This is a genomic window from Pseudoalteromonas sp. L1 (assembly GCF_021728095.1).
Classification (GTDB): Bacteria; Pseudomonadota; Gammaproteobacteria; order Enterobacterales; family Alteromonadaceae; genus Pseudoalteromonas.
Map to the genome: position 1 here is coordinate 982,569 of NZ_JAKKCT010000001.1, position 23,306 is coordinate 1,005,874.

At 40.2% G+C, this 23,306-nt stretch carries 25 protein-coding genes; 14 read left to right on the plus strand and 11 right to left on the minus strand.

Annotated features, from left to right (window positions below; genetic code table 11):
• The 6 genes from L3V38_RS04600 to L3V38_RS04625 all read right to left on the minus strand — a co-directional run bounded on the left by L3V38_RS04600 (position 1) and on the right by L3V38_RS04625 (position 6,660).
• A complete protein-coding gene (locus tag L3V38_RS04600; protein ID WP_237118525.1) occupies positions 1-828 on the minus strand; it encodes a UDP-2,3-diacylglucosamine diphosphatase in 828 nt (275 codons plus the stop codon).
• A gap of 141 nt (positions 829-969) precedes the next feature.
• Positions 970-2,694, minus strand: coding sequence for a proline--tRNA ligase (locus tag L3V38_RS04605; RefSeq protein WP_237118526.1), 1,725 nt, complete (start codon positions 2,692-2,694; stop codon positions 970-972).
• 126 nt (positions 2,695-2,820) lie between these two features.
• Complete coding sequence (tsaA, locus tag L3V38_RS04610; protein WP_237118527.1) at positions 2,821-3,525, minus strand: tRNA (N6-threonylcarbamoyladenosine(37)-N6)-methyltransferase TrmO; 705 nt, start codon at positions 3,523-3,525, stop codon at positions 2,821-2,823.
• 108 nt (positions 3,526-3,633) lie between these two features.
• Positions 3,634-4,206, minus strand: a complete 573-nt coding sequence (locus tag L3V38_RS04615; protein WP_237118528.1) for an outer membrane beta-barrel protein — start codon at positions 4,204-4,206, stop codon at positions 3,634-3,636.
• A 237-nt stretch (positions 4,207-4,443) separates the two neighbouring features.
• Positions 4,444-4,908, minus strand: a complete 465-nt coding sequence (locus tag L3V38_RS04620; protein WP_130149918.1) for an acyl-CoA thioesterase — start codon at positions 4,906-4,908, stop codon at positions 4,444-4,446.
• 105 nt (positions 4,909-5,013) lie between these two features.
• Positions 5,014-6,660 (minus strand): electron transfer flavoprotein-ubiquinone oxidoreductase, encoded by a 1,647-nt coding sequence (locus L3V38_RS04625; RefSeq protein ID WP_237118529.1) that lies wholly within the window; start codon positions 6,658-6,660, stop codon positions 5,014-5,016.
• Between the two features lie 193 nt (positions 6,661-6,853).
• Here L3V38_RS04625 and L3V38_RS04630 point away from each other — a divergent pair, with 193 nt between their 5' ends.
• Positions 6,854-7,603 (plus strand): electron transfer flavoprotein subunit beta/FixA family protein, encoded by a 750-nt coding sequence (locus tag L3V38_RS04630; RefSeq protein ID WP_237118530.1) that lies wholly within the window; start codon positions 6,854-6,856, stop codon positions 7,601-7,603.
• Positions 7,604-8,530 (plus strand): FAD-binding protein, encoded by a 927-nt coding sequence (locus L3V38_RS04635; RefSeq protein WP_237118531.1) that lies wholly within the window; start codon positions 7,604-7,606, stop codon positions 8,528-8,530.
• Between the two features lie 66 nt (positions 8,531-8,596).
• Here L3V38_RS04635 and L3V38_RS04640 read toward each other — a convergent pair whose 3' ends face one another.
• Both L3V38_RS04640 and asnS read right to left on the minus strand, forming a co-directional pair.
• Positions 8,597-9,526 (minus strand): substrate-binding domain-containing protein, encoded by a 930-nt coding sequence (locus L3V38_RS04640; RefSeq protein WP_237118532.1) that lies wholly within the window; start codon positions 9,524-9,526, stop codon positions 8,597-8,599.
• 136 nt (positions 9,527-9,662) lie between these two features.
• Complete coding sequence (gene asnS, locus L3V38_RS04645) at positions 9,663-11,060, minus strand: asparagine--tRNA ligase (RefSeq protein ID WP_237118533.1); 1,398 nt, start codon at positions 11,058-11,060, stop codon at positions 9,663-9,665.
• Positions 11,061-11,593: 533 nt separating this feature from the next.
• Here asnS and L3V38_RS04650 point away from each other — a divergent pair.
• Entirely contained in the window at positions 11,594-12,028 is a 435-nt protein-coding gene (locus tag L3V38_RS04650) for an AAA family ATPase (RefSeq protein ID WP_130149912.1), read from the plus strand.
• 49 nt (positions 12,029-12,077) lie between these two features.
• Here the strand turns inward: L3V38_RS04650 and bioA are convergent, their stop codons facing one another.
• A complete protein-coding gene (gene bioA / locus L3V38_RS04655) occupies positions 12,078-13,370 on the minus strand; it encodes an adenosylmethionine--8-amino-7-oxononanoate transaminase (protein WP_237118534.1) in 1,293 nt (430 codons plus the stop codon).
• A 98-nt stretch (positions 13,371-13,468) separates the two neighbouring features.
• Here bioA and bioB point away from each other — a divergent pair, with 98 nt between their 5' ends.
• The 5 genes from bioB to htpX all read left to right on the plus strand — a co-directional run bounded on the left by bioB (position 13,469) and on the right by htpX (position 18,170).
• On the plus strand, positions 13,469-14,509 hold the full coding sequence (gene bioB / locus L3V38_RS04660; protein ID WP_054553903.1) for a biotin synthase BioB: 1,041 nt from the start codon (positions 13,469-13,471) through the stop codon (positions 14,507-14,509).
• A 7-nt stretch (positions 14,510-14,516) separates the two neighbouring features.
• Positions 14,517-15,650, plus strand: a complete 1,134-nt coding sequence (locus L3V38_RS04665; protein ID WP_237118535.1) for an 8-amino-7-oxononanoate synthase — start codon at positions 14,517-14,519, stop codon at positions 15,648-15,650.
• Positions 15,647-16,438: a methyltransferase domain-containing protein gene (locus tag L3V38_RS04670; protein ID WP_237118536.1), complete on the plus strand. Its 792-nt coding sequence runs from the start codon at positions 15,647-15,649 to the stop codon at positions 16,436-16,438. The genes L3V38_RS04665 and L3V38_RS04670 overlap by 4 nt, the downstream gene beginning before the upstream one ends.
• A 13-nt stretch (positions 16,439-16,451) precedes the next feature.
• Positions 16,452-17,135 (plus strand): dethiobiotin synthase, encoded by a 684-nt coding sequence (bioD, locus tag L3V38_RS04675; RefSeq protein ID WP_237118537.1) that lies wholly within the window; start codon positions 16,452-16,454, stop codon positions 17,133-17,135.
• Between the two features lie 174 nt (positions 17,136-17,309).
• On the plus strand, positions 17,310-18,170 hold the full coding sequence (htpX, locus tag L3V38_RS04680) for a protease HtpX (RefSeq protein ID WP_054561446.1): 861 nt from the start codon (positions 17,310-17,312) through the stop codon (positions 18,168-18,170).
• 36 nt (positions 18,171-18,206) lie between these two features.
• Here the strand turns inward: htpX and L3V38_RS04685 are convergent, their stop codons facing one another.
• On the minus strand, positions 18,207-18,410 hold the full coding sequence (locus tag L3V38_RS04685; RefSeq protein WP_054561447.1) for a hypothetical protein: 204 nt from the start codon (positions 18,408-18,410) through the stop codon (positions 18,207-18,209).
• 80 nt (positions 18,411-18,490) lie between these two features.
• Between L3V38_RS04685 and L3V38_RS04690 the strand changes: the two genes are divergently transcribed.
• The 6 genes from L3V38_RS04690 to L3V38_RS04715 all read left to right on the plus strand — a co-directional run bounded on the left by L3V38_RS04690 (position 18,491) and on the right by L3V38_RS04715 (position 21,877).
• Positions 18,491-18,970: a GNAT family N-acetyltransferase gene (locus L3V38_RS04690; protein ID WP_237118538.1), complete on the plus strand. Its 480-nt coding sequence runs from the start codon at positions 18,491-18,493 to the stop codon at positions 18,968-18,970.
• A gap of 82 nt (positions 18,971-19,052) precedes the next feature.
• Positions 19,053-19,484, plus strand: a complete 432-nt coding sequence (locus tag L3V38_RS04695) for a DUF3859 domain-containing protein (protein WP_237118539.1) — start codon at positions 19,053-19,055, stop codon at positions 19,482-19,484.
• Between the two features lie 21 nt (positions 19,485-19,505).
• Positions 19,506-19,919 carry a GFA family protein gene (locus L3V38_RS04700; RefSeq protein WP_237118540.1) on the plus strand — a complete coding sequence of 138 codons (414 nt, stop codon included), beginning with the start codon at positions 19,506-19,508 and terminating at the stop codon, positions 19,917-19,919.
• Positions 19,916-20,227 (plus strand): antibiotic biosynthesis monooxygenase, encoded by a 312-nt coding sequence (locus L3V38_RS04705; RefSeq protein ID WP_237118541.1) that lies wholly within the window; start codon positions 19,916-19,918, stop codon positions 20,225-20,227. The genes L3V38_RS04700 and L3V38_RS04705 overlap by 4 nt, the downstream gene beginning before the upstream one ends.
• A 310-nt stretch (positions 20,228-20,537) precedes the next feature.
• Entirely contained in the window at positions 20,538-21,335 is a 798-nt protein-coding gene (locus tag L3V38_RS04710) for a hypothetical protein (protein WP_237118542.1), read from the plus strand.
• 113 nt (positions 21,336-21,448) lie between these two features.
• Positions 21,449-21,877 carry a cell envelope integrity protein TolA gene (locus L3V38_RS04715; RefSeq protein WP_237118543.1) on the plus strand — a complete coding sequence of 143 codons (429 nt, stop codon included), beginning with the start codon at positions 21,449-21,451 and terminating at the stop codon, positions 21,875-21,877.
• 162 nt (positions 21,878-22,039) lie between these two features.
• Here the strand turns inward: L3V38_RS04715 and L3V38_RS04720 are convergent, their stop codons facing one another.
• The gene (locus L3V38_RS04720; RefSeq protein WP_237118544.1) at positions 22,040-23,248 is read right to left on the minus strand and encodes a porin; all 1,209 of its coding nucleotides are present in this window, start codon (positions 23,246-23,248) and stop codon (positions 22,040-22,042) included.
• Positions 23,249-23,306 lie beyond the last annotated feature (58 nt).

Here is a 23,306-nt window from a genome sequence, read left to right on the forward strand (position 1 = left end):
CTATGCGGCATCTTTATTATGAGCGGGATTTGGCATTAGCTTGCTGATGTCTGCTGAATGAATTACTTTTTGTGTTTCACTCCAGTGAAGTAATTCAATTCTTCCACAGTCATTCTCTACAAGAGCCGTACAGTTTTCTATCCAGTCGCCATCATTACAATATAAAATACCATCAACTACTTTAACGGCTGGGTGGTGAATATGGCCACATATAATACCGTCCACACCTTGCTTTTTTGCTTCATGAATAGCTGCTTTTTCGAATGCATCAATTGCTTCGCGGGCTTTATGCACTCGTGCTTTGATCCATGACGCCAACGACCAATAATGACCACCAAATAAACGGCGAACGCGATTAGTCCAGCGATTTAAAAATAACAGTAAGTCGTATCCTGCATCGCCTGCAATACTAATTAACTTGTTGTAACGGGTTGCCGAGTCGAAATCATCGCCGTGCAAAAGTAAAAAACGTTTATTGGCTTTTGTTGTGTGGATATATTGCTGATGTACTTCAATACCAAATAAAGACTCATCGGCATACTGGCGAAACGTTTCGTCGTGGTTACCTGGTATATAGATCACGCGAGTGCCATCTTTCGCTTTTTGTTGAATAAGCGCTAACACATCATAATGGCTAGGGTGCCAGAAAAATTGTCGTTTCATCGACCATAAATCAACAATATCACCGACCAAATACAGTACATCGCATTCAATGGCATTTAAAAAGTCTAGTAAGTACTGCGCTTGGCAGTCTTTGTAACCTAAGTGAACGTCGGAAATCCAAACGGCAGGATAGTGGGTTTTATTACTGCAAGTGGTGTTTTTCATGGCATTTACTCATGGTGTAATAAAGTAAATGCTAGGCAGAATCAATGACAGTTAAAAGACGCTTTAGCGAAACATCTATGACAATTGATAAAAATAAAAAACCGCCGAAGCGGTTTTTTATATTTTCTAGAGCTGACTTAATTAGCCTTTAGTCAATGCTGCGATCTCTGCCACTGCTGTGTCTAAATCAAGCATTAACTTTTCACCGGTACGACGGTTTTTAAGCTCAACCTTATTTTCATCAAGATTACGCTCACCAATAACGAGTGTGAAAGGTACACCTAGAAGTTCCATATCGTTAAACATTACACCAGGGCGCTCTTTACGGTCATCAAATAACACATCTAAACCTGCATCTTTTAAACCTTTGTAAAGGTTATCTGCAATATCAGGAATACGGTGAGACTTATGCATGTTCATCGGTACGATCGCTAAATCAAATGGCGCGATAGGTTGTGGCCATTTAATGCCGTATTGGTCGTTGTTTTGCTCAATGGCAGCAGCCACGATACGTGAAACACCAATACCGTAACAACCCATCGTCATGACTTGGTTTTTACCTGATTCACTCAGAACGCCTGCTTTCATTGCTTCTGAGTACTTAGTACCTAGTTGGAAAATGTGACCAACTTCAATACCACGTTTAATTTGCAGTGACCCTTGACCACAAGGGCTTGGGTCGCCTTCAACGATGTTACGAATATCAGCAACTTCGTAGTTTTCTACATCGCGATCCCAGTTTATGCCGCTGTAGTGTTCGTCGTCTTTATTCGCACCCGCAACAAAATCAGCCATTATGTTAGCTGAACGGTCAACAATAATTGGCATTTTAAGACCTACTGGACCTAATGAGCCAGGTTTTGCGCCAATAGCAGCAACGATGTCTTCTTCTTTCGCCATTTCAAGCGGTGAGTCTACAAGCGGATGCTTTTCAGCTTTCAACTCGTTTAGCTCATGGTCGCCACGTAATACAAGCGCCACTAAACCACGTTGTTCGTTCTCATCTGGCGCACCATACACGATTAATGTTTTAACGCCGCGATGAGGTTTAACACCGTAGTGCTGTTTAAGCTCAGCAATGGTTTTTGCATCAGGCGTTGGGAATGCTTTTAACTCTTTAGTTGCTGCTGGGCGCTCTTCAGTTGGCGCGAGCGCTTCTGCTTTTTCGATGTTTGCAGCGTAATCACTTGCATCACTAAATGCGATTGCATCTTCACCTGATTCTGCAAGTACATGGAACTCGTGCGATACGCTACCACCGATAGAGCCGGTATCCGCGATAACAGGGCGGTAATCAAGACCAAGACGCTCGAAGATATTACAGTAAGCTTTGTGCATTACTTGGTAAGTTTTCTCTAAACACTCATCACTTAAGTGGAAAGAGTAAGCATCTTTCATGGTGAATTCACGGGCACGCATTACACCAAAGCGAGGGCGAACTTCGTCACGTACTTTAGTTTGTACTTGATAAAGAGTCAGTGGTAATTGCTTATAAGAGCTCACTTCTTTGCGTACAAAATCAGTGATCACTTCTTCGTGTGTTGGACCAAGGGCAAATGGACGGTTATGACGGTCATTGATGCGCAGTAATTCAGGACCAAATTGCTCCCAACGACCAGACTCTTCCCAAAGGTCAGCTGGTTGGATAATAGGCATTAACATTTCGATAGCGCCTGCTTTATCCATTTCTTCACGTACAATGTTTTCTACTTTTTTAAGTACGCGTAGACCAGAGGGCAACCATGTATACAAACCCGACGCAACGCGGCGGATCATGCCTGCTCGTAGCATTAATTGATGAGAAACAATTTCTGCATCAGACGGAGTTTCTTTAAGTGTTGCGAGTATATATTGACTGGTACGCATCTCTATTCCAAGTAGTGTTAAAATTATTATCGTTTACTCAAGACGTTTGAGTAATAACAAGTCGCCAAGTTTACCAGTGGACGCACTGACACTAAAGCGCTATGTGTTAAAAAAAGTGCAAAAAGTCTAGCATTTTTCAATGCTGGTCACTGTATTATGATTATCCCGAACTTGCCACCTAATATTGAAATCATATAAGGTCATGCCGTAGCTTTGCTCAGACTCGCGTTGCTTTTTATAAGCTGGGCGAGGATCTTGCTTTAATACATTACTAATGAAGGCTTTTAATTCTGGTTGTTCAGTTTGTTTTTCGATAAACGCAAGCGCTTCATCACTGAACTCGACACTCATATCGGTTTCTGGTCGGGTATCGGCAAAGCCTGCGGTGGCATCGGTCATGGCATCTGAGTAGGGCAAATATGGCTTAATGTCTAAAATCGGTGTGCCATCGAGTAAATCGATACCTGAAAGCAATAAGCTTAACTGACCATTTTTATATTCAATGCCCTCAAGTTTTACAGCACTCATGCCAATGGCATTAGGGCGAAAGGTAGCACGTGTTGCAAATACACCTTTACGTTCATTTCCGCCAAGGCGAGGGGGTCTCACCATTGCTGAGTAGCCTTTATCAGCGGTTTCATGAAATCTGAATAATAACCAAATATGGCTAAATTCATCGAGACCACGTACAAACTCTTCGCGATTGAAATCGCTACTGAATACCAGCTTCGCTTTCGCTTCAGGAACCAAACGAGGTTGACGAGGTATGGCAAACTTTTGTTTATAAGGAGATTGAATGTGGCCGACGGCAGTTAATTGGTATTCGCTCATTGTGCATTGTCGTTAAGAAAATCTGCCGACATTCTACATGCATTACATGTAAGCGCAAAAAAAGGCAGTCGAGACTGCCTTTTTAATAATTAGACTGCTAGGTCTAAATTAGAACATGTATTGGAATGATACCGAAGCCACATCCATATCAGGGTCAATATCATCTTCTAATTCGTAACGTTCATACTCTAAACGTACTTGCATGTTTGTTGTGAAAGCATACTCAATACCTGCACCATAGAATACATCGCCACCGTCAGTATCGGCACTAATGCTACCAAGTTCGCCTAAATCTTGCTCTACTTCTGCATCCCATTCAAGCCAGCCACCTTTTGCGTAAACAGAAAAGCTATCAGTGATTGGTGCCGCTAAACGCGCAGCTAGTGAGATACCATCAAGCTCAACTTTAGAATCAATATCGCTTGCTTCGTCGAAATTTTGGTACGCAAGTTCAAGGCTTAAGTATTTATTGAATTGAGTACCAACATAACCTTTTAGCATTTGTGAATCGTCATCAAAGTCAGTGTCGTTTTCACTGTCTTCAAATTCAAATGAATATTGGCCATAACCAATACCAGTATAAATACGTGGTGAATCCATCTCGGTAATATCTGCATGTGCAGCATTGTTGAAACCTAGTAGTGCTAGAGAAATTGCAGAAATTGAGATTGCTTTAATCATTTAATAGCTCCTTTATAAAATAAATAAACGAATGTTTCGCTTCATTCCCAAGGAGTATTGCAGTGACCGTGCCAGACTGTTATCTAGGCCTAAAGTATTGTTTTCAGGCCTAAATGAGTGATTTTTTGCACAGTTTGTTGAAACTGTAATCAGCCATTCAGTTTGGCAGTCGTAACAATTTCAGGCTGCCCTGTAGAAGTTACTAGGTACAGTTTAAAAATACCAAGCTGGGCCAAATTATGCTTTTTGTAGCAATGTTTCTGTTTCTATGGCTATTTCTTTCATTTTTATTGCATAGTTCTCGATTTTCTTTTCTTCATCAGTAACCGCAGTGTAAGTAGGCACCTCGATTGGGTAACCTGCTTCATCCATGGCAATAAAACTAATTACACAATGATTGGTCTCAACGAGATTTTGTGTTTTTGGGTCTCCGCAGCGTACTTGAATAAAGATTTGCATGCTGGTTTTACCTGTGTGGGCAATACTGGCTTTTACTTCGACAATTTGACCAACCAAAATAGGGCGTTGAAACTTTACACCCGCAACAGATACAGTAACGCAGTAATGACCACTCCAACCTGCAGCACAGGCATAACCAGCTTGGTCAATCCACTTCATTACTACACCACCATGAACCTTACCGCCAAAATTGACATCGGTAGGTTCAGCTAAAAAACGAAAGGTTACACTTGAAGACGGCATATTTTGCTCACTATTTTAAACACGACAATTTCAGCATAGCCTAAAAAAGGGGCCGAAGCCCCTGCAATTTAGGATAAACTTTAATTAAATGAGTAACGTGCGTTATTACATGTTAGGGTAGTTTGGCCCGCCAGCACCTTCAGGTGTTACCCATGTAATGTTTTGGCTCGGGTCTTTTATGTCACACGTTTTACAGTGCACACAGTTTTGTGAATTGATCACAAACTCTTTCTCACCTTCGACTTCTTGTACTTCGTAAACGCCAGCAGGGCAGTAGCGTTGTGCTGGTTCATCAAATTGTGGCAAATTAACTTTAATTGGAATCGAGTTATCTTTTAGCCTTAAATGACATGGCTGCGATTCTTCATGGTTGGTATTTGATAAAAACACCGATGAAAGTTTATCGAAGCTAAGCTTGCCATCTGCTCTCGGGTAGTCGATTTTTTTGGCCTGATCCGCAGCAACTAAGGTGGCATGATCTGGTATGTTGTCTTCAAAATTAAACGGTAAGCTGCCACCAAAGAGGTTTTGATCTAGGGTGTTATAAGCCCCCCCTAAGAACTTACCGAGTTTGTGCATAACAGGGCCAAAGTTACGCGATTGGAAGAGCTCTTTATACGCCCAGCTTAGTTCAAAAGCCGTTTTATATTCAGCTAAATCGGCATTTTCTTTACCGTCGCTAAGAGCTTCTACGATTACATCAGCGGCAACCATGCCTGATTTCATCGCTGTATGATTACCTTTGATCTTAGCAAAGTTTAATGTGCCGGCATCACAACCTACAAGTAAACCACCCGGGAAGTGCATTTTCGGTAATGAACGCAGGCCGCCTTTGGCAATGGCTCTGGCGCCATAGGCTATACGTTCACCGCCTTCTAAAACATCTTTAAAGACAGGGTGATGCTTCATGCGCTGGAATTCATCAAACGGGCTCAAATGTGGATTTGAATAGTTAAGGTCAACTATCAAGCCCACCACAACTTGGTTGTTGTCGCTGTGATACATAAACGCACCGCCGCTGGTATCACCGGTTAACGGCCAACCAGTGCCATGAACTACAGTGCCTTCTTTGTGTTTATTCGGATCGATTTGCCAAATTTCTTTGAACCCTAAACCGTAATGCTGTGGTGACGCATCTTTATCAAGGGCAAAGTGTTTGATTAGCTCTTTACCTAAATGGCCACGGCAGCCTTCAGCAAATACCGTGTATTTAGCTCTGAGCTCCATACCTGGCATGTAACCATCTTTTTCATTGCCGTCTTTATCAAGACCCATATCGCCAGTGATAATGCCTTTTACGGTCTCGTCTTCAATAATTAATGAGTGCGCACTAAAGCCAGGGAAGATTTCTACCCCTAGGTTTTCCGCTTGTTCAGCTAAAAAACGACAGACATTACCCATAGAGACAATGTAATTGCCTTCGTTATGGAATGTTTTAGGGCTAGCAAAGTGGGGGATGCTGGTGGCTTTCTCACTGTTATTGAACCAGTAAATATCATCTTGCGTTACTTTAGTGGTAACTGGAGCACCTAATGACTGCCAATCGGGCAGTAATTCATCCAATGCTTTGGTTTCAAAAACCGCGCCAGATAAAATGTGCGCGCCCACCTCAGAGCCTTTTTCTACCACACAGATCATTAATTCTTGTTGTTTTTCTTGTGCTTGTTGAGCCAATCTAATTGCAGTTGATAAACCTGCTGGGCCTGCGCCTACGATGACTACATCAAATTCCATGACTTCGCGTTCGACCATATAAACCTCTTCTCGGTGACGGACCTGCTGTAAAGAACCTTATTTCATACTTGCAAATGAAACGTTACAGGCTGTGAATACTTTAAGGTTATTTTAGGTTGACGTTTACGTCAACAGGAAGTAGTCTGAATTCATAAAATAAATAAGTTGACGTTTAGGTCAACTTTGAGAACACACAATTGATGGAGTCACGATGAAAGTCCTTGTTCCAATTAAAAGAGTAATTGACTACAACGTCAAAGCACGCGTTAAAGCCGACAAAACGGATGTTGATCTAGCTAATGTAAAAATGGCGATGAACCCGTTTTGTGAAATTGCAATTGAAGAAGCTATTCGTTTAAAAGAAGCAGGGACAGCCACTGAGGTTGTTGCTGTGACTATTGGTAATAAATCATCTCAAGAGCAATTACGTACTGCATTAGCACTGGGTGCTGATAAAGCCATTCATATTGAAACAGAAGAAAAGCTTGAGTCTTTACATGTTGCTAAATTACTGAGCAAGATTGTAGAGCAAGAATCACCTGAGCTGGTTATTTTAGGTAAGCAATCGATTGACTCTGACAACAATCAAACCGGTCAAATGCTTGCTGCTCTAACAGGTCGTGGCCAAGGTACGTTTGCGTCTAAAGTTGATGTACAAGCGGGTACAGTTAATGTAACGCGTGAAGTAGACGGTGGTTTACAAACAGTCGCTCTTAAACTACCTGCTATTGTAACCACAGACTTACGTTTAAATGAACCGCGTTATGCTTCATTACCAAACATTATGAAAGCAAAACGTAAACAACTTGATGTGATTGCTGCTGATAGCCTAGGTGTAGACCTTGCGCCACGTGTACAGTTGGTTGAAGTCAACGAGCCTGAAAAACGCAGTGGCGGCATTATCGTAGAAGATGTGGCGACATTGGTTGAAAAGTTAAAAACAGAAGCGAAGGTGATCTAAATGAAAACATTAGTGATAGCCGAACACGACAAAGGTGTTCTAAAGCCTGAAACCAATAAAACGATTACTGCTGCTGTTAAACTAGGCTTTGATGTAGATTTATTACTAGCAGGCGAAAATTTATCTGCAATGAGCGAGCAAGCGGCATCAATTGCAGGTGTAAGCAATGTACTTATTGCCGATGATACCGCTTATGCTCATCAGCTTGCAGAAAACCTAGCGGATCTGGTTTTATCTTTAGCAGATAATTATTCACACATTGTCGCAAGCGCTACAACAACCGGTAAAAACTTTATGCCACGTGTTGCGGCACTGTTAGATGTTGCACAAATCTCAGAAATAATCGATGTAATTGATGCAGATACCTTTAAGCGTCCTATTTATGCGGGTAATGCAATTGCGACAGTTAAATCGCTTGATAGCAAAAAGGTGATTACCGTTCGTGCCAGTAGCTTTGATGTTGCATCAGAGCAAGCGCCAGTGTCTGTAACAAGTGTTACGTGTAAAGGTTCAGTTGGCTTGAGTGAGTTTGTATCAGAAGAACAAACTGAATCAGAGCGTCCTGAGCTAACGGCAGCACCTGTGGTTATTTCAGGTGGCCGCGGTATGCAAAATGGTGAAAACTTTGCACTACTAAATGGCATTGCCGACAAACTTGGCGCAGCCATTGGCGCTTCACGTGCTGCTGTTGATGCGGGCTTTGTACCGAACGATATGCAAGTCGGTCAAACCGGTAAAATTGTTGCCCCAGATTTATATATTGCTGTGGGTATTAGTGGTGCAATTCAACACTTAGCGGGTATGAAAGACTCAAAAGTGATTGTTGCCATCAATAAAGATCCTGATGCGCCAATTTTCCAAGTCGCTGACTATGGTTTAGTTGCTGATCTATTTGATGTGTTACCAGAGCTAGAAACCGCTCTGTAACTCATAACGATTCTGGTTGTTAAAAGCTGCTGCACTTAGGTGCACAGCTTTTTTTATTTTTTGAGGCTAAAACTGAACGGGTAGGTAACCATGTTCACGTATTTTATCTTTTAGTTTTTGCGATTTAAGTAATGCAGTAAGTTTCACACCTATCTCCTTCGAACGAGGAGACTGTGTGTTTACAATTAAAATGAGCGGTCGTACAAACGCATACTCGCCGTCACTTATGCTTTGTAAAGTAGGTTTAACGCCATTTATCGATAGAGTCGTTACTTTATTGATGCGGCGATCATTTTCAAGGTTACTAATGGCACCATACGAGTCATAGGCAATCGCATTTGGAATACGCTGAACTATACCAAGTGCTTGATTAAATTGGTTATACAGTTCGACTTTTTGATTTGAAAATAAACCGCTATTACCTGCATTTTTTAGTCGTATAAAGTTACTTTCAGGGTCTTTGATATAGTCCAGTTCTAAAAATTCTAAAAACACATCGAAGCTGCCATGATGAGTCGATTTACTAAAAAGCAGTATTTCATCATTTTTATTGCTTAATTCAGGCGTTAACTGAGAGGCGTCTGACCATTTGGTTATTTTACCTTGATAAATATTTTTGAGAGTGGTGATACTCAAATTTTTAATATTTAGTTCGCTGTTAACAATAAATGTTAACGCATCTTGCGCTATGATTATCTGCCTTAAATGAGGCCATTGTTCTTGCTCTTGCTTCGTTAGGTACCGTGATGTTGTACCTATATCGATAAGACCCTCAGCAATCGCTTTTACACCTTTGTCACTGCCCATCGGTCTTATCTGCAATGTATTGTCTAAAGCGAGGCTTATATCATCTTTAAGTGGGATTAGTAACTCGGTCACAGACGTTGAACCCGCAATTAAAATAGGTTTTGTATTAATGTCTTCATCAAGTGCGAAGCTAGACTTACCTAGGAAAAAGAAAGTCAGTGTGAGTACTTTTAGTGAGCGAATGAACATAACCAATAATAGATCCTTTTTTGGCAGGTCTAATGACTATAGAACATTAACTAAAAATTTCTAGAATGAATTGTTTTATAATGATTTTTAGGCATAAAAAAACCAGCCAATAGGCTGGTTTCTATAATGACTAAAATTAGTAAGTTGCACTACCTTTAGTGCGTGGGAAGGCGATAACGTCACGAACGTTACCCATACCCGTTACATAAGCAACTAAACGCTCAAAGCCTAGACCAAAACCAGAATGTGGCACAGTTCCGTATTTACGTAGGTCACGGTACCAGCTGTAGTCTTCTTTATCTAAGCCCATTTCTTCTAGACGCTTATCTAATACATCTAAGCGTTCTTCACGTTGAGAACCACCGATGATTTCACCAATACCAGGTGCAACTACGTCCATTGCAGCGACTGTTTTGCCGTCTTCGTTTTGACGCATGTAGAATGCTTTGATGTCACGCGGGTAGTTTTTGATTACAACTGGTGCGTTAAAGTGTTCTTCAGCAAGGTAACGCTCGTGCTCAGATTGTAAATCTACACCCCATTCAACAGGGAATTCAAATTTCTTGCCACACGCTTTTAAGATTTCGATTGCATCAGTGTAATCAACTTGTGCGAAATCTTTAGTCACGAACTCTTCTAAACGAGAGATAGCTGTCTTCTCAACACGCTGTGCAAAGAATTCCATATCGTCACGACGCTCTGTTAAAACCGCATTGAAAACATATTTCAGCATGTTTTCAGCAAGTTTTGCGATATCTTCTAAATCTGCGAATGCAACTTCAGGTTCAACCATCCAAAACTCTGCTAAGTGACGAGATGTATTTGAGTTCTCAGCACGGAAAGTAGGGCCAAAGGTATAGATTTTTGACATTGCAGATGCGTATGTCTCACCGTTTAACTGCCCCGATACTGTTAAAAACGCTTCTTTACCGAAGAAATCTTCACTGTAGTCGATGTCGCCTTTATCTGTGCGTGGTAAGTTTTGCATATCTAAAGTAGATACACGGAACATTTCACCGGCGCCTTCACAGTCACTTGCTGTGATGATAGGTGTGCTGATCCAGTAGAAACCTTGCTCGTGATAAAAACGGTGAATCGCTTGAGCTAAGCAGTTACGTACACGTGTTACTGCGCCCATGATATTAGTGCGAGGGCGAAGGTGCGCGTGTTCGCGTAAATATTCAATGCTGTGACGCTTAGCAGACATAGGGTAGCTATCTGGGTTTTCTACCCAACCTAATACTTCAACAGCGTTGGCTTGAATTTCGAAAGACTGACCTTGGCCTTCTGATTTAACCAGTACACCCGTAATCGATACTGAACAGCCTGCTGTTAAACGTGTAACTTCATCATAATTATTAAGTGAATTAGGTACTACCGCTTGAATAGGATCAAAACACGAACCGTCATGAACGGCTAAAAATGAAATTCCTGCTTTTGAATCGCGGCGTGTACGGATCCAGCCTTTTACTGTTACTTGGCTGTCTACCGCAACCTTGCCTTTTAATAGCTCTGAAATCGCTAAATGGCTCATCTTCACTCCAATGATATAAGTTGCCTAATATTTAATATGCTGTGCATTGCACTTGAATCGACTATCTTACCCTCGTAAATCAAATAAAAAAACATTTCAGGCATACTCTTTAGTAGTTTTTCTTAATTTGGCTAAAATAGCAGCAATATTTGCGTAAATTTTGCGTTTATTTAAATTCTCGCTGCGCTAATTGGTTATTTTGTGGCATTATTAACAGTTCTCAATAGGATACTATACCCAAACCACCTCAAGATGCAGAATTCAGCGTTTCACAGGTGCTTAATATCAAGGCGTTACTTTGCAAGAATGGCAGTCCCTTTTAAGAAGTAACAACGATGAGAGTAAGTGCCTGTGAAGCGCCCAAAGGGTTGGTTTAAAAGCGATTTATACTGCGTTATCTATTTTAACAATAGAACCACTATTACTTGCAATCAATGCCTTGCCTAAATCGCTTTTAATTCCAACTGAAACTCGCATCTTGAGGTGGTTTGGGTATATCCTTTAGTCTTTAATTAATTTGTATAACAGGTGCTATGAAACAAGTTTTTATTCTTCGCGGCTTACCAGGCTCAGGTAAATCATATTACGCACAAAGCCTTGCTGATGAGTTGGTAGCAGGTAATGAAAGTGAGTATGTAGTGTGCGCAACAGATGATTATTTTTACAATAGCGAAGGTGTGTATCAATTTGATAAGTACAAGTTACCTGAATACCACAACCTAAACCTAGCGCGTTTTATTAATGCGCTAGCTGAAGAAATCCCGTTAGTGATTGTCGATAACACCAATATCAAAAAGTGGGAATTTATCGCTTACGCACAAGCGGCTACTGCATTGGGTTATCAAGTAAAAGAAGTGATCGTGGGTGAAATTAAAGATAAATCATTGCAGCATCTTTACGCTAAGCGCTGTGAACATAAAGTACCGCTTAGAATGATCAGTAAAATGGCATATATGTTTGAATGGTAAAGTTTAAAGGAAAAGGAAGCATCAGCTTCCTTTTTTAATGTCTAGTTTACTAATACGCCTGTTGTTCAATGGCTGCATAAATAGCATTACACAAGTTAGTTAAGCTTTGTTCATCGCTTATGTAAGGTGGCATCAAGTAAATTAATTTACCAAACGGGCGGATCCACACACCTTGCTCTATAAAAAAGCGTTGAATTTTTGCTACATCTACATTTCGATTAAGCTCTACAACGCCAATTGCCCCCAATGTTCGCACATCAACGACCGCATCGAGCAGCTTACATTTAGCAAGCTGCGTAGTTAGTACATCATTTATATATTTAATTTGTTCTTGCCAAGGCTGATCTAACAGTAAATCAATACTTGCGCAGGCCGTGGCACACGCAAGCGGGTTACCCATAAACGTTGGGCCATGCATTAATACGCCTGCTTCACCTTCACTGATACCAACAGCGACTTTGCTGGTGGTTAATGTTGCTGATAACGTCATCATGCCGCCAGTTAATGCTTTGCCAATACATAAAATATCAGGCTCTATATTGGCGTGCTCAACAGCAAACAAGGTGCCGGTGCGGCCAAAGCCTGTGGCGATTTCGTCACAAATAAGTAAAACATCATACTTATCGCAAAGAATGCGCAGGTGCTTTAAGTAATCAGGATGATAAAAATTCATGCCCCCGGCATTTTGCACTATGGGTTCAATGATAAATGCCGCAACATCTTGATGGTGAGCAGCAAAATAGCTCTCAAGGGTATCAGCTTCTGCAGGACTAAACTCGCCATTAAATTTAGCACTCGGCGCAGGTACAAAAACATGCTCAGGTAAAAAGCCTGAGTACATGCTATGCATTGAATTGACCGGATCGCAAACGCTCATGGCTGCAAAGGTATCGCCGTGGTAGCCCTTAAGCGGCGTCATTAGTTTTTGTTTGCTGGTATATTCTTGGCTAAGCCAGTACTGCAACGCCATTTTTATGGCGACTTCAACACTCACAGAGCCACTGTCGGCTAAGAACACCTTATTGAGCGACTTTGGTGTGATACTGACTAGCTTTTTACACAGCTCAACAGCGGGCTCATGAGTTAAGCCACCAAACATGACATGGCTCATTTTGTTAACCTGTGTGGTGATTGCCTCATTTAAAACAGGGTGGCAGTAACCATGGATGGCACTCCACCAAGAGGCCATACCATCTATTAGGCTTTCGCCTGTTTCTAAGAAAATACGATTTGCATTGGCATGACTGACAGGGTACACGGGAAGGGGCTGAGTCATAGAAGTATAAGGGTGCCAAATATGCTCACGATCAAAATCTAAATCTATTGGTTTCTTATTAATCATATGTAAACTTTATATCACTTCGATTCGTTGACAATGTTACGTCAAGTCGTAGACTAAGCCAATCAAACCGTCCCAATAATTTAAAAAAAGAGACTATTATGGAGCACGCAGTTGTCCGTCACGATTGGACTCACCAAGAAGTAAAAGCATTATTCGAAATGCCGTTCAATGATTTGCTATTTAAAGCGGCCAGCGTACATCGTGAAAACTTCAACCCAAATGAAGTACAAATTTCTACTTTGTTATCGATTAAAACCGGTGCTTGCCCAGAAGATTGCAAATATTGCCCTCAATCTGGTCATTATAAAACAGACTTAGACCGTGAACGCTTAATGGAAGTAGAAAAAGTGGTTGAGCAAGCGCGTGTTGCCAAAGAAAAAGGCGCAACCCGTTTTTGTATGGGCGCTGCGTGGTCTGATCCGAAAGAACGTGACATGCCTTATATTTCAAAAATGGTAAAAGAGGTTAAAGAACTTGGGCTTGAAACCTGTATGACACTTGGTATGCTAGATAACGAAAAAGCCCATGCTTTAAAAGACGCGGGTCTTGATTACTACAACCATAACCTAGATACATCACCTGAGTATTATCAACAGATCATTACAACACGTACTTATCAAGACCGTTTAAACACTATTGATAACGTGCGCGATGCCGGCATGAAAGTGTGCTCTGGCGGTATTGTTGGTATGGGCGAGCAGGCAGCTGACCGTTTTGGTTTATTAATGCAATTAGCTAATTTGCCGCAACAGCCAGAAAGTGTGCCAATTAATATGTTGGTTAAAGTGAAAGGTACGCCACTTGAAGATGTTGAAGATTTAGATCATTTTGAGTTTATTCGTACTATCGCAGTTGCACGTATTATGATGCCGAAAAGCTATGTTCGTTTATCAGCTGGTCGTACGGCGATGAATGAACAAATGCAATCTATGTGTTTCTTTGCCGGCGCTAATTCAATTTTCTACGGTGATAAACTACTGACTACAGAAAACCCTGAAGCAGACGCAGATATGATGCTGATTAAAAAATTAGGCATGAACCCAGAAACCCGTGAAGATTACTCAGATGAAGCAGTTGCGGCATCGCTTTCATCAAAAGTTGCTGATAAAGCAACATCAGAACTATTTTACGAAGCGTAAAATTTAAATGGCTTTTGATTTTATCGCCGAGCATCTTATCGAGCGCCAAGCCGATGCATTACTGAGAAAGCGTCAACTTATAGAGCAATCGAGCGGGCGCTTTATTCAGGTTGCAGGTAAACAGTATTTAAATTTTGCCAGTAATGACTACCTTGGCTTTGCGGATGATTTTATCGAAATAAAAACGCAGCAACTAGGTAGCCACAGCTCAGCATTAGTGAATGGTTATAATAAACCACAACAACAGCTTGAGCAGCGTTTATGCGAGTTATTAGGCTATGAAAGCGCTATGTTATTTAATAGTGGGTTTAGTGCTAATAGCAGCGTATTAAAAGCGCTGTTTCAAGATAAAAGCGTGGCGCAATCATCGGCAATTTTTCAAGATAAGCTCAATCATGCCAGCTTAATTGATGGTGGACTTCATTCTGCCGCTGCCATGGTGCGGTTTAATCATAACGACCTTAAGCACTTAGAATCTAGGTTACAAAAATCAAAAGCTAAGCATAAGCTTATTGTGAGTGAAGGTGTTTTTTCGATGGATGGTGATCAAGCACCTATTGAAGCACTCTGTAAACTTGCTAAACAATACAATGCGTGGCTGATGATTGACGATGCTCATGGCTTTGGCGTATTGGGCGAGCAAGGCTTAGGCAGTTGTGAGGCAATCAAGCCTGATTTACTGATCATCACCTTTGGCAAGGCACTAGCTAGTAGTGGTGCTTGCCTGCTTGCATCAAAACAAATGATTGATTACATGCTGCAGTTTAATCGCGAATACATTTATTCAACGGCGATGTCACCACTGATGGCAAGTTGTACTCTTGAGCGACTCGAAAAGTTATTAAAGGCGGATAAGAGACGCGCTCAGCTTACAGAGAATATTGCCTACTTTAGAGCGCTTGCAAAAGAACATAACTTAGCATTAATGGAATCAACAACGGCTATTCAGCCTTTGGTATTGGGCGATGCAGAACACACGCTTGCCGTTGCTAATAAGCTTAAAGATAAAGGCGTGTGGTTAACCGCTATTAGACCGCCCACGGTGCCTTTTAATACGGCACGACTTAGGGTAACCCTAAGTAGCGCACATCAAGCTGACGATATAAAACAGCTGGTTGATTCGCTAGTGGAGTGTTTATGAGTGTTCAACTGCAAGCGTCTTTAAGCTTTCAACACAGTAATAAGCTAACAACACAAACTAAGTTCTCTAAAGCAGCTGCAAATTACGCGAGCCATGCTAATGTACAAAAACAAGCAGCTGCGCATTTATTTAAAATGATGGCAAGCAAACACCAGCAGGGTACTTGTCTTGATTTAGGGGCTGGACCTTTAGTTAACACGGCAATGCTTAAAACACATTTTGATACTGTATTGGCAATGGACTTAAGTCATTCCATGCTAAGCACAGAGCAAAGCCCGCGTTGTTTAAAAGTGTGTGCTGATATGGATAACCTACCATTACAGCAAAACTCCCTTGATTGTGTGTTTAGTAATTTTGCAATGCAATGGTCTGCTGATTTAAAAGGGCTACTTAAAAGTCTTTTTTATTCCCTAAAAGCAGGTGGTAAGGTTTATTTAAGCTGCGTGGTAGATGGATCGCTCAAAGAGATCAAACAGGCTTTTGCTTGTTTAGACGAGCAAAACCATATTAATCAGTTTCATAGTGCTAGTCACATTATTGAGTATGCAAAATTGGCGGGGTTTAAACTGAATTTTGCAGCCGATAGATGTTATATAGATGCCTATAACTCTCCCTTAGAAGCACTGCGCTCGATAAAAGCGATTGGTGCTACTTCATTGCAAACTAAGCAAAAGCGCCAAGGGTTATTAACAAGGCAGGCACTTAATAGTGTTTGTAAGGCATACCCTCTGGTTGATGGGCATGCTAGAGTGAGCTATCAAGTTGTCCTTTTAGAACTAGAAAAATAGAATTAACTGAAAAATGAAAGAATTTTTTATCACGGGTACAGACACCGATGCCGGAAAAACCCATGTCACCAGTTTATTATTAAACTTACTAGCACAACATAAACAGCGTGCGGTTGGTTTTAAACCCATTGCAGCAGGTGCAGAAGAGGCATTTGGCCAACTAGTTAATGATGATGCATTAACCTTAATGGAAAGCTCATCAATTGGGGTTAAATATAACATAGTTAACCCCTTTACCTATGAGCCCCCCATTGCACCGCATATTGCAGCTGCCAAAGTAGGCGACAGACTGACATTTGACAAGCTCGATGCTGCTTATGCGAATGTAAAAGCACTCAATACCGATTATATTCTTACAGAAGGAGCTGGGGGTTGGTGTTTACCTATCAACGAAACCGATTTGCTCAGTGATTGGGTTAAATCACAGCAGCTGGATGTAATTTTAGTTGTGGGTATGAAACTAGGTTGTCTAAATCACGCTTTACTTACAGCAGCTCACTTTAAGGCGCTCGGTGTAAATTGTGTGGGTTGGATTGCAAATCATGTAGACCCAAATATGCGTGAACAAGACGCCAATTTAGAAACCTTAAAATCAGCATTACCTTTCCCGCTTTTAGCGATTAGTCCTTATACAGATGGCACCCCTAAGTTAAAAATTTACAAAACCTTACTTGAAATTTTATCTATCAACCCATAATAATTGAGTTGTTACTTTTGACATACTCTGTCACAATTGGTTGCAATTAGTTCCTTGCAACCAATTCCATAAGCCCTAAACTGAGTTGGTAGAACACCCAGATAATTTTATTAACTAACGATTTTTAACCATGTCGTTAGTTAATACAATTGGTATGTTTATTCTGAGGTTTTTATGAAGCGTGTATTTTTGTTTCTACTGACTAACTTAGCGGTAATGCTAGTGTTAGGTATTGTGTTGTCTATTGTGATGAGCGTACTGGGTATTAGCCATCGCAGTTTAGGCGGCATTTTAGTTATCTCAACTGTATTTGGTTTTGGTGGCTCGTTTATTTCGTTATTTATGTCGAAATGGATGGCAAAAAAATCAACCGGTGCACATGTTATTGAACAGCCTCGTTCTGAAACAGAGCAATGGTTAGTTTCAACGGTAGCAGCGCAAGCAAAAAAAGCTGGTATCGCGATGCCAGAAGTGGCTATTTACGATAGCCCAGAAATGAACGCGTTTGCGACAGGTCCAAGTAAGAACAACTCGCTGGTAGCTGTGAGCACAGGTTTATTACACAATATGAACCAAGATCAAGCTGAAGCGGTATTGGCTCATGAGGTGTCACACATTGCAAATGGTGACATGGTAACGTTGACACTTATCCAAGGTGTAGTGAATACCTTTGTTATATTTATGGCGAAAGTATTGGCAGGTATTGTTGATAACTTTCTTAATAGTGATGAAGAAGAGGGCGGTAGTAGCTGGACATACTTTTTATTCGATATGATTTTCCAAATGTTATTTGGTGTTCTAGCAAGTGTGATTGTTGCTTACTATAGCCGTAAACGCGAATTCTCTGCGGATGCCGGTGCAGCTAAACTAGTAGGTGCAGATAAAATGCGTAGCGCCCTTGAGCGTTTAAAACAAAACCACCCATCACAACTAGAAGGTTCGATGATGGCATTTGGTATTGCAAGCGGTAAAGGTGTTGCCGAGTTATTCTCATCGCACCCACCACTTGATGAGCGTATTAACGCATTACGTTAATTTAAACACGAAAAAGCCAGCTCAATGCTGGCTTTTTTATTGTTGGTTTTTCTCGCGCTCGAGTTGTTGTGGTAATAATACCTCAACAATTTCACGGGCTGGTAAGGTATACCTTACGCCATCGAACATCACAGATGTGTGTTCATCAATACTGGTGATGCCTGTTAAGGTCCAGCCTTCGCCACGTTCTTTACAGTAAACCGTAGTGGTAGGTTGAATTACTTTAAATTCTTCACTCATCGAACTTAATCTAATTGCTTGAAATTGCGTTTATAGTAAGACAATAATGCCAGCTCATAAAGAAAAAAGAAGAAATTAACGTGTTTAGCCACGATGACTTAGCCTTTGACTTACGCCCAATTCGTCATAGAGATTGCCAAGCGATATGGGATATTTTAAAAGATTCGCAAGTACAAACGTTTAATGATTACGGCACTGATATAACGAAAGGTGACGTGTATGATTTTATTCAAGGCGACATAGAACGTTTTTATAATCAACAAGGCATTCGTTTAGTTATTGTTTTACGAAGTAGTGGGCAAGTTATTGGTAGCGTGGGCTTATTTAACATAATTGACGGGCAGGGCATGTTGGGCTTTGAATTGGCATCGCAATACTTTGGCAAAGGAATAATGCAAAAGGTATTAGATATGCTATTTGAAAAACTGACGACCTTTGTAACGACACCACTAAACAGTGTGGTCGCCTTAGTTAACCCAAATAACAGCGCCAGTATTAAACTTTTGACTAAATGCGGCTTTCAACAACGTGACGCGCACTGGGTAAAGTACGTTTGCTAATTACTATAATAGTACAATCTTGTTCTGCTAGAGTTGCTACTATAAAATAGCGCCTTATTTTCACAAAGGAGCGCCAGCAACTATGGCAAAGGCCAAACCAATTACCAGTATTGAAAGTTACGGTATTTACAGTCATTGGGATGCAAAAGAAAAAGACCTGCCTCAAATCACCGAGTTTACAACAGACGTTCCTGCACAGTTAGATATTGAATTTGGCTTTATTATTAATATTAAAAAGGCCAAAGGACAAAAAATTAAATTTTGCGTTTTCCACCCAGATATCCCCGATGAGGATGGCGAGATCATGCCTCCATTTGAGGGGGAGCAGTACGTTAAAACAAACGATTGGCAGTTTTACTTAGGTGATACGATATGGGCACCAGTTGATAATAAAGTTGGTATTTGGCGCATGACTATTGAGTTAAATGGCCATATAATTGCCGATAAATCCTTTAACTTATCAAAGGAAGCCGAAGGCACTGCCACTGATTTTTGGAAGCATCGCGGTTATTAATCTTTAAACCTGAGAGGGGCTATGTATCAAGGAAGTTGTTTGTGCGGAAAAGTAGAAGTAACTGTTGCTGGTGGCATTGACTCAATTATTCATTGTCATTGCTCTTTATGCCGTAAAAACTCAGGTACAGCCTACGCAACCAATGGCTTTATTCAACGAGATGGTTTTAACCTCACAGAAGGCAAACAGCATCTAAGTGCCTTTGAATTTAAACCAGGTAGAATTCGCTATTTTTGTTGCAGTTGTGGTTCGCCTGTATATAGCGAGAATAAAGACGATTCAAACCGCTTACGTATTCGCTTAGGTTTACTAGATAGCGATATAAACGAGCGTCCAATCAGTCATAACTTTGTGACCTCTAAAGCAAACTGGGATACGTTTAACACAGAAATCCCATGTTACGATGGTTTTGAACCAAGTAGAGAAGTACCATGATAGCGAATACGCCAAAACCGCCTTATTACGCCGTGATTTTCACGAATACCTTATCTGACGATACCGCTGGCTATGAAGAAATGGCGAATAGAATGGTGGAGCTTGCAGAGCAACAACCTGGCTATTTAGGCATGGAGTCTGTTCGTGATGGTTTGGGTATTACAGTATCTTATTGGCAAAATCTAGATGCCATTAAATCGTGGAAGCAAAACGTAGAACACTTAACTGCACAACAGCTGGGTAAAGACAAATGGTATAGCGCATTTACAACGCGTATTGCGAAGGTAGAACGTGATTATTCATTGTAATAGTCACTGAGTATGAAAGGAACACATCATACCTTGTTTAAGTTAGAGTCTATCTCAGCTTAACTTTAAATTTAAGTATATTGGTAGACAAGGTAAGTGAATATAAAGACTCAGGTAATATACTCGTCGAATAGTCACAATATTTGCTTATTAGAAAAGTAAAATCTCGTTTTTGGTAGAGGTTAGAGTTTTCTATTATTAACTTTTCTTTTGCCTAGCAATTAGTTAATGACTCTGGTAGAAATAACCTATTCAGAAAAGTGAACAATCATGCGGTAGTTCAATCGCTATTGATGAGTTAACACTACTAATGGAGGTTGGTGAAATTATCAAATTCATTGAATACTTTTGTATTAATGGTGAAAAGGCATTACACAAGAATTTCTTGTTTTGGTTCGCTACATTATTCCCATTGATTTTAGCTTTTTGCTTTGCATATCCTTTAACTAAAGGGCTTGAATTTGCTGGTACAGTTGAAGCGTATTCTAATTTTATTTCAATTTTTAAGTTACCTTTATGGATTGCATCTGGGAGTTTGATACTCGGCGTAACTGTCAGTAGATTGCATAGCTCAGAACAGAGAGCGATTACTATTAAGCAGAGTATAAATCAGAACAACTTTTCTAATTACTTAAACCATCGAGATCATTTCCAAAAATATCTTACCCCAATATCTGAACATTTAAGTTTAGATGTGGACCCCTTTAAAATATATGGGATAATATTTAGTACTTCTACACCATACAATGTAAGTTTAAAGTTGTCAGAGGGTATATTTGATTTCTTTTCTGAAAGGTTTGAAAGCGAGTTTTGGTCGAAAATGAAATTCTCAGCACCAAATTTCACTAAACAAGAAGTTAATATTTATTTTCCTAGATTTGCTAAATCTATCGGTATCAATGCTGAAAATATAACGTTAAGTAACTTTAACGAGTTGAAGTCAATACTAATTAAAATTCGTAAAATCTATCGCCGAGCAATGGAGTATGGAATGACAAAAGACGCACTTGAATCTTTTCAAGAAATAGAAGAGTCTGGATTTGCAATGTTAATAGGTGAATTTGATCATTGGGCACATGAGAACAACTTTCATAATATATGGAAATAATACTAACAAGTAGCTCACCATAGTTCAAAACACATGACTTGTGATTATTTTTCCCTAATTTTAGACAAAAACAGTGCGTCCCATTGAGCTGCGTTTGATTTAACATGGATACTATGAAACTTCTAATCAAATTTTATTTTGCTTTTTCCTTGATAGGTTGTACTTCAACTACTCAGCATGAATTACTAGGGGAAAAGATTTCAACAAGAAAGGTTTCAGACTTTAATGAAAAAACTGCTGTTCCAAATTGGGCTAGTAAGAATAAAAGTCTAATTGAATCAAACTTATTTGTTTGCGAAGCATGTTTCGGCCATAAGGTACAGGTACATATAAATCTTGATGATAATGGTTATCTAAAAGTTTCTAAAATCGTGCGCTCTACAGGTCAAAAAGAGTTAGAAAAAGAAGCATTAAAAGCTATAAAGACTTCTGAACCGTTTGATATTTCATACTTAAATGAAGAAGACAAAAAAGTAGTGAAAAACATAATATTTACCTTTGCTCCAGTTCGCTCCAGAGAAAAGAGCATAACAAGCAATTAAACAAGGTGCGGATATGCACAAGGCTTTATTTTTCACACATGGTTAATAGTTGCTGAGTAATAGCTTTTATTGATTGATCTTGCTAAAAACAAAATATTTGAGTAGTGCATAAAATAGGGTAGGTAAAAGCCCACCAAGGTGGGCTTAAGCGTTAATTGCTAATTACAAAGTGTAATTAAATCCAATGGCTATACCATCATCTTCTGTTTGTGACATTTGAGCTTCTTGCTCAGCGTTATTACTCGAAAAGTCACTAAAATCTTTACGAGCTTCTATATACAAAATAGTGTCATCGCTCATAAAGTAGTGCGCGCCTACTACGGCAAATTGACGTTTAAATACATCTTGTGGGTCGGCGTTAAAGTTAGGTTGAATTACGTAATCATCACCTGCGTCAAATACGTTATAAGCAACGAAAGTACGAATGTCGTTGTCAAAGCGATAGCTTAAGATAGACTCTAAACCGACAGCATCTTTTATCAAACGACCTAAATTATCGGTATCGTGGTTTTCATTTTTATTTATATTGGCAGAGGCATACCAGCCTGGTTTGTAAAAGTCACCATATGTTATACCTACACCGTAAATTAAATCGGTAACAAGCTGATCACGGCCATCTGCATAAACAATATCGAATTCACCTCTGTTAAAACCGGCAGTAAGTTTTAGATTATCCGTTGCTCTATAGGTAACAGCTGCGCCATAAGTCGAGTTAAACTCAACATTTTGCGCCGCAGGATTACCTTGCTCAAATAATAGTTCGCATGAACTACGAGATATATCCGCGATGTCGCAGGTATAAAAGTCATCCGATTTCAACTGAGCTTGCAATGCAACATGAAATTTCCCCCAAGTGTTACGGTATTGAAGTACTTTATCACCACGGCCTGTGCCATTTACCGCACCATCATCTTTATTGTATGTATAGACACCTGCAGCGTTACCGTCCCACACTAAGCTATAGTTTGTATTGTAGACCACGTCATACCATGCACCCCATTGCTTTCCGATTGTTACTTGGCCATAGTCATCGTGTTTTAATCCTACATAACCTAATCGATTGTATAAAAACTCATCTTGAATCGATTCAAAGCGGTTATTGTAGATTATGTCTGTGCTGCCAACAGGGTTTACACCCCACTCAAGCAGTGCAAAAGCTTGCCAGCCATTTTTTAATTGTCGTTTAAAATCAAAGTTAATGCGTGATGCACCGTTTACAATTTCGGTTTCACCTTGAGTGTTAATAACTCTTGCATCAATAAAGCCGCCAAAAGTGACACTGTTTGTTTCATCTTTATAAATCTCAATGGCATTTGCTGTTGGGATTATCGTTAAGCCAGCGAGAAAAATGGCAGCGTGTGTTCTTTTCATAAAGTACCTTGTTTAATTGTTGTCCCTAATAGGTCTAAATTAACTAAAAGAATGAGAT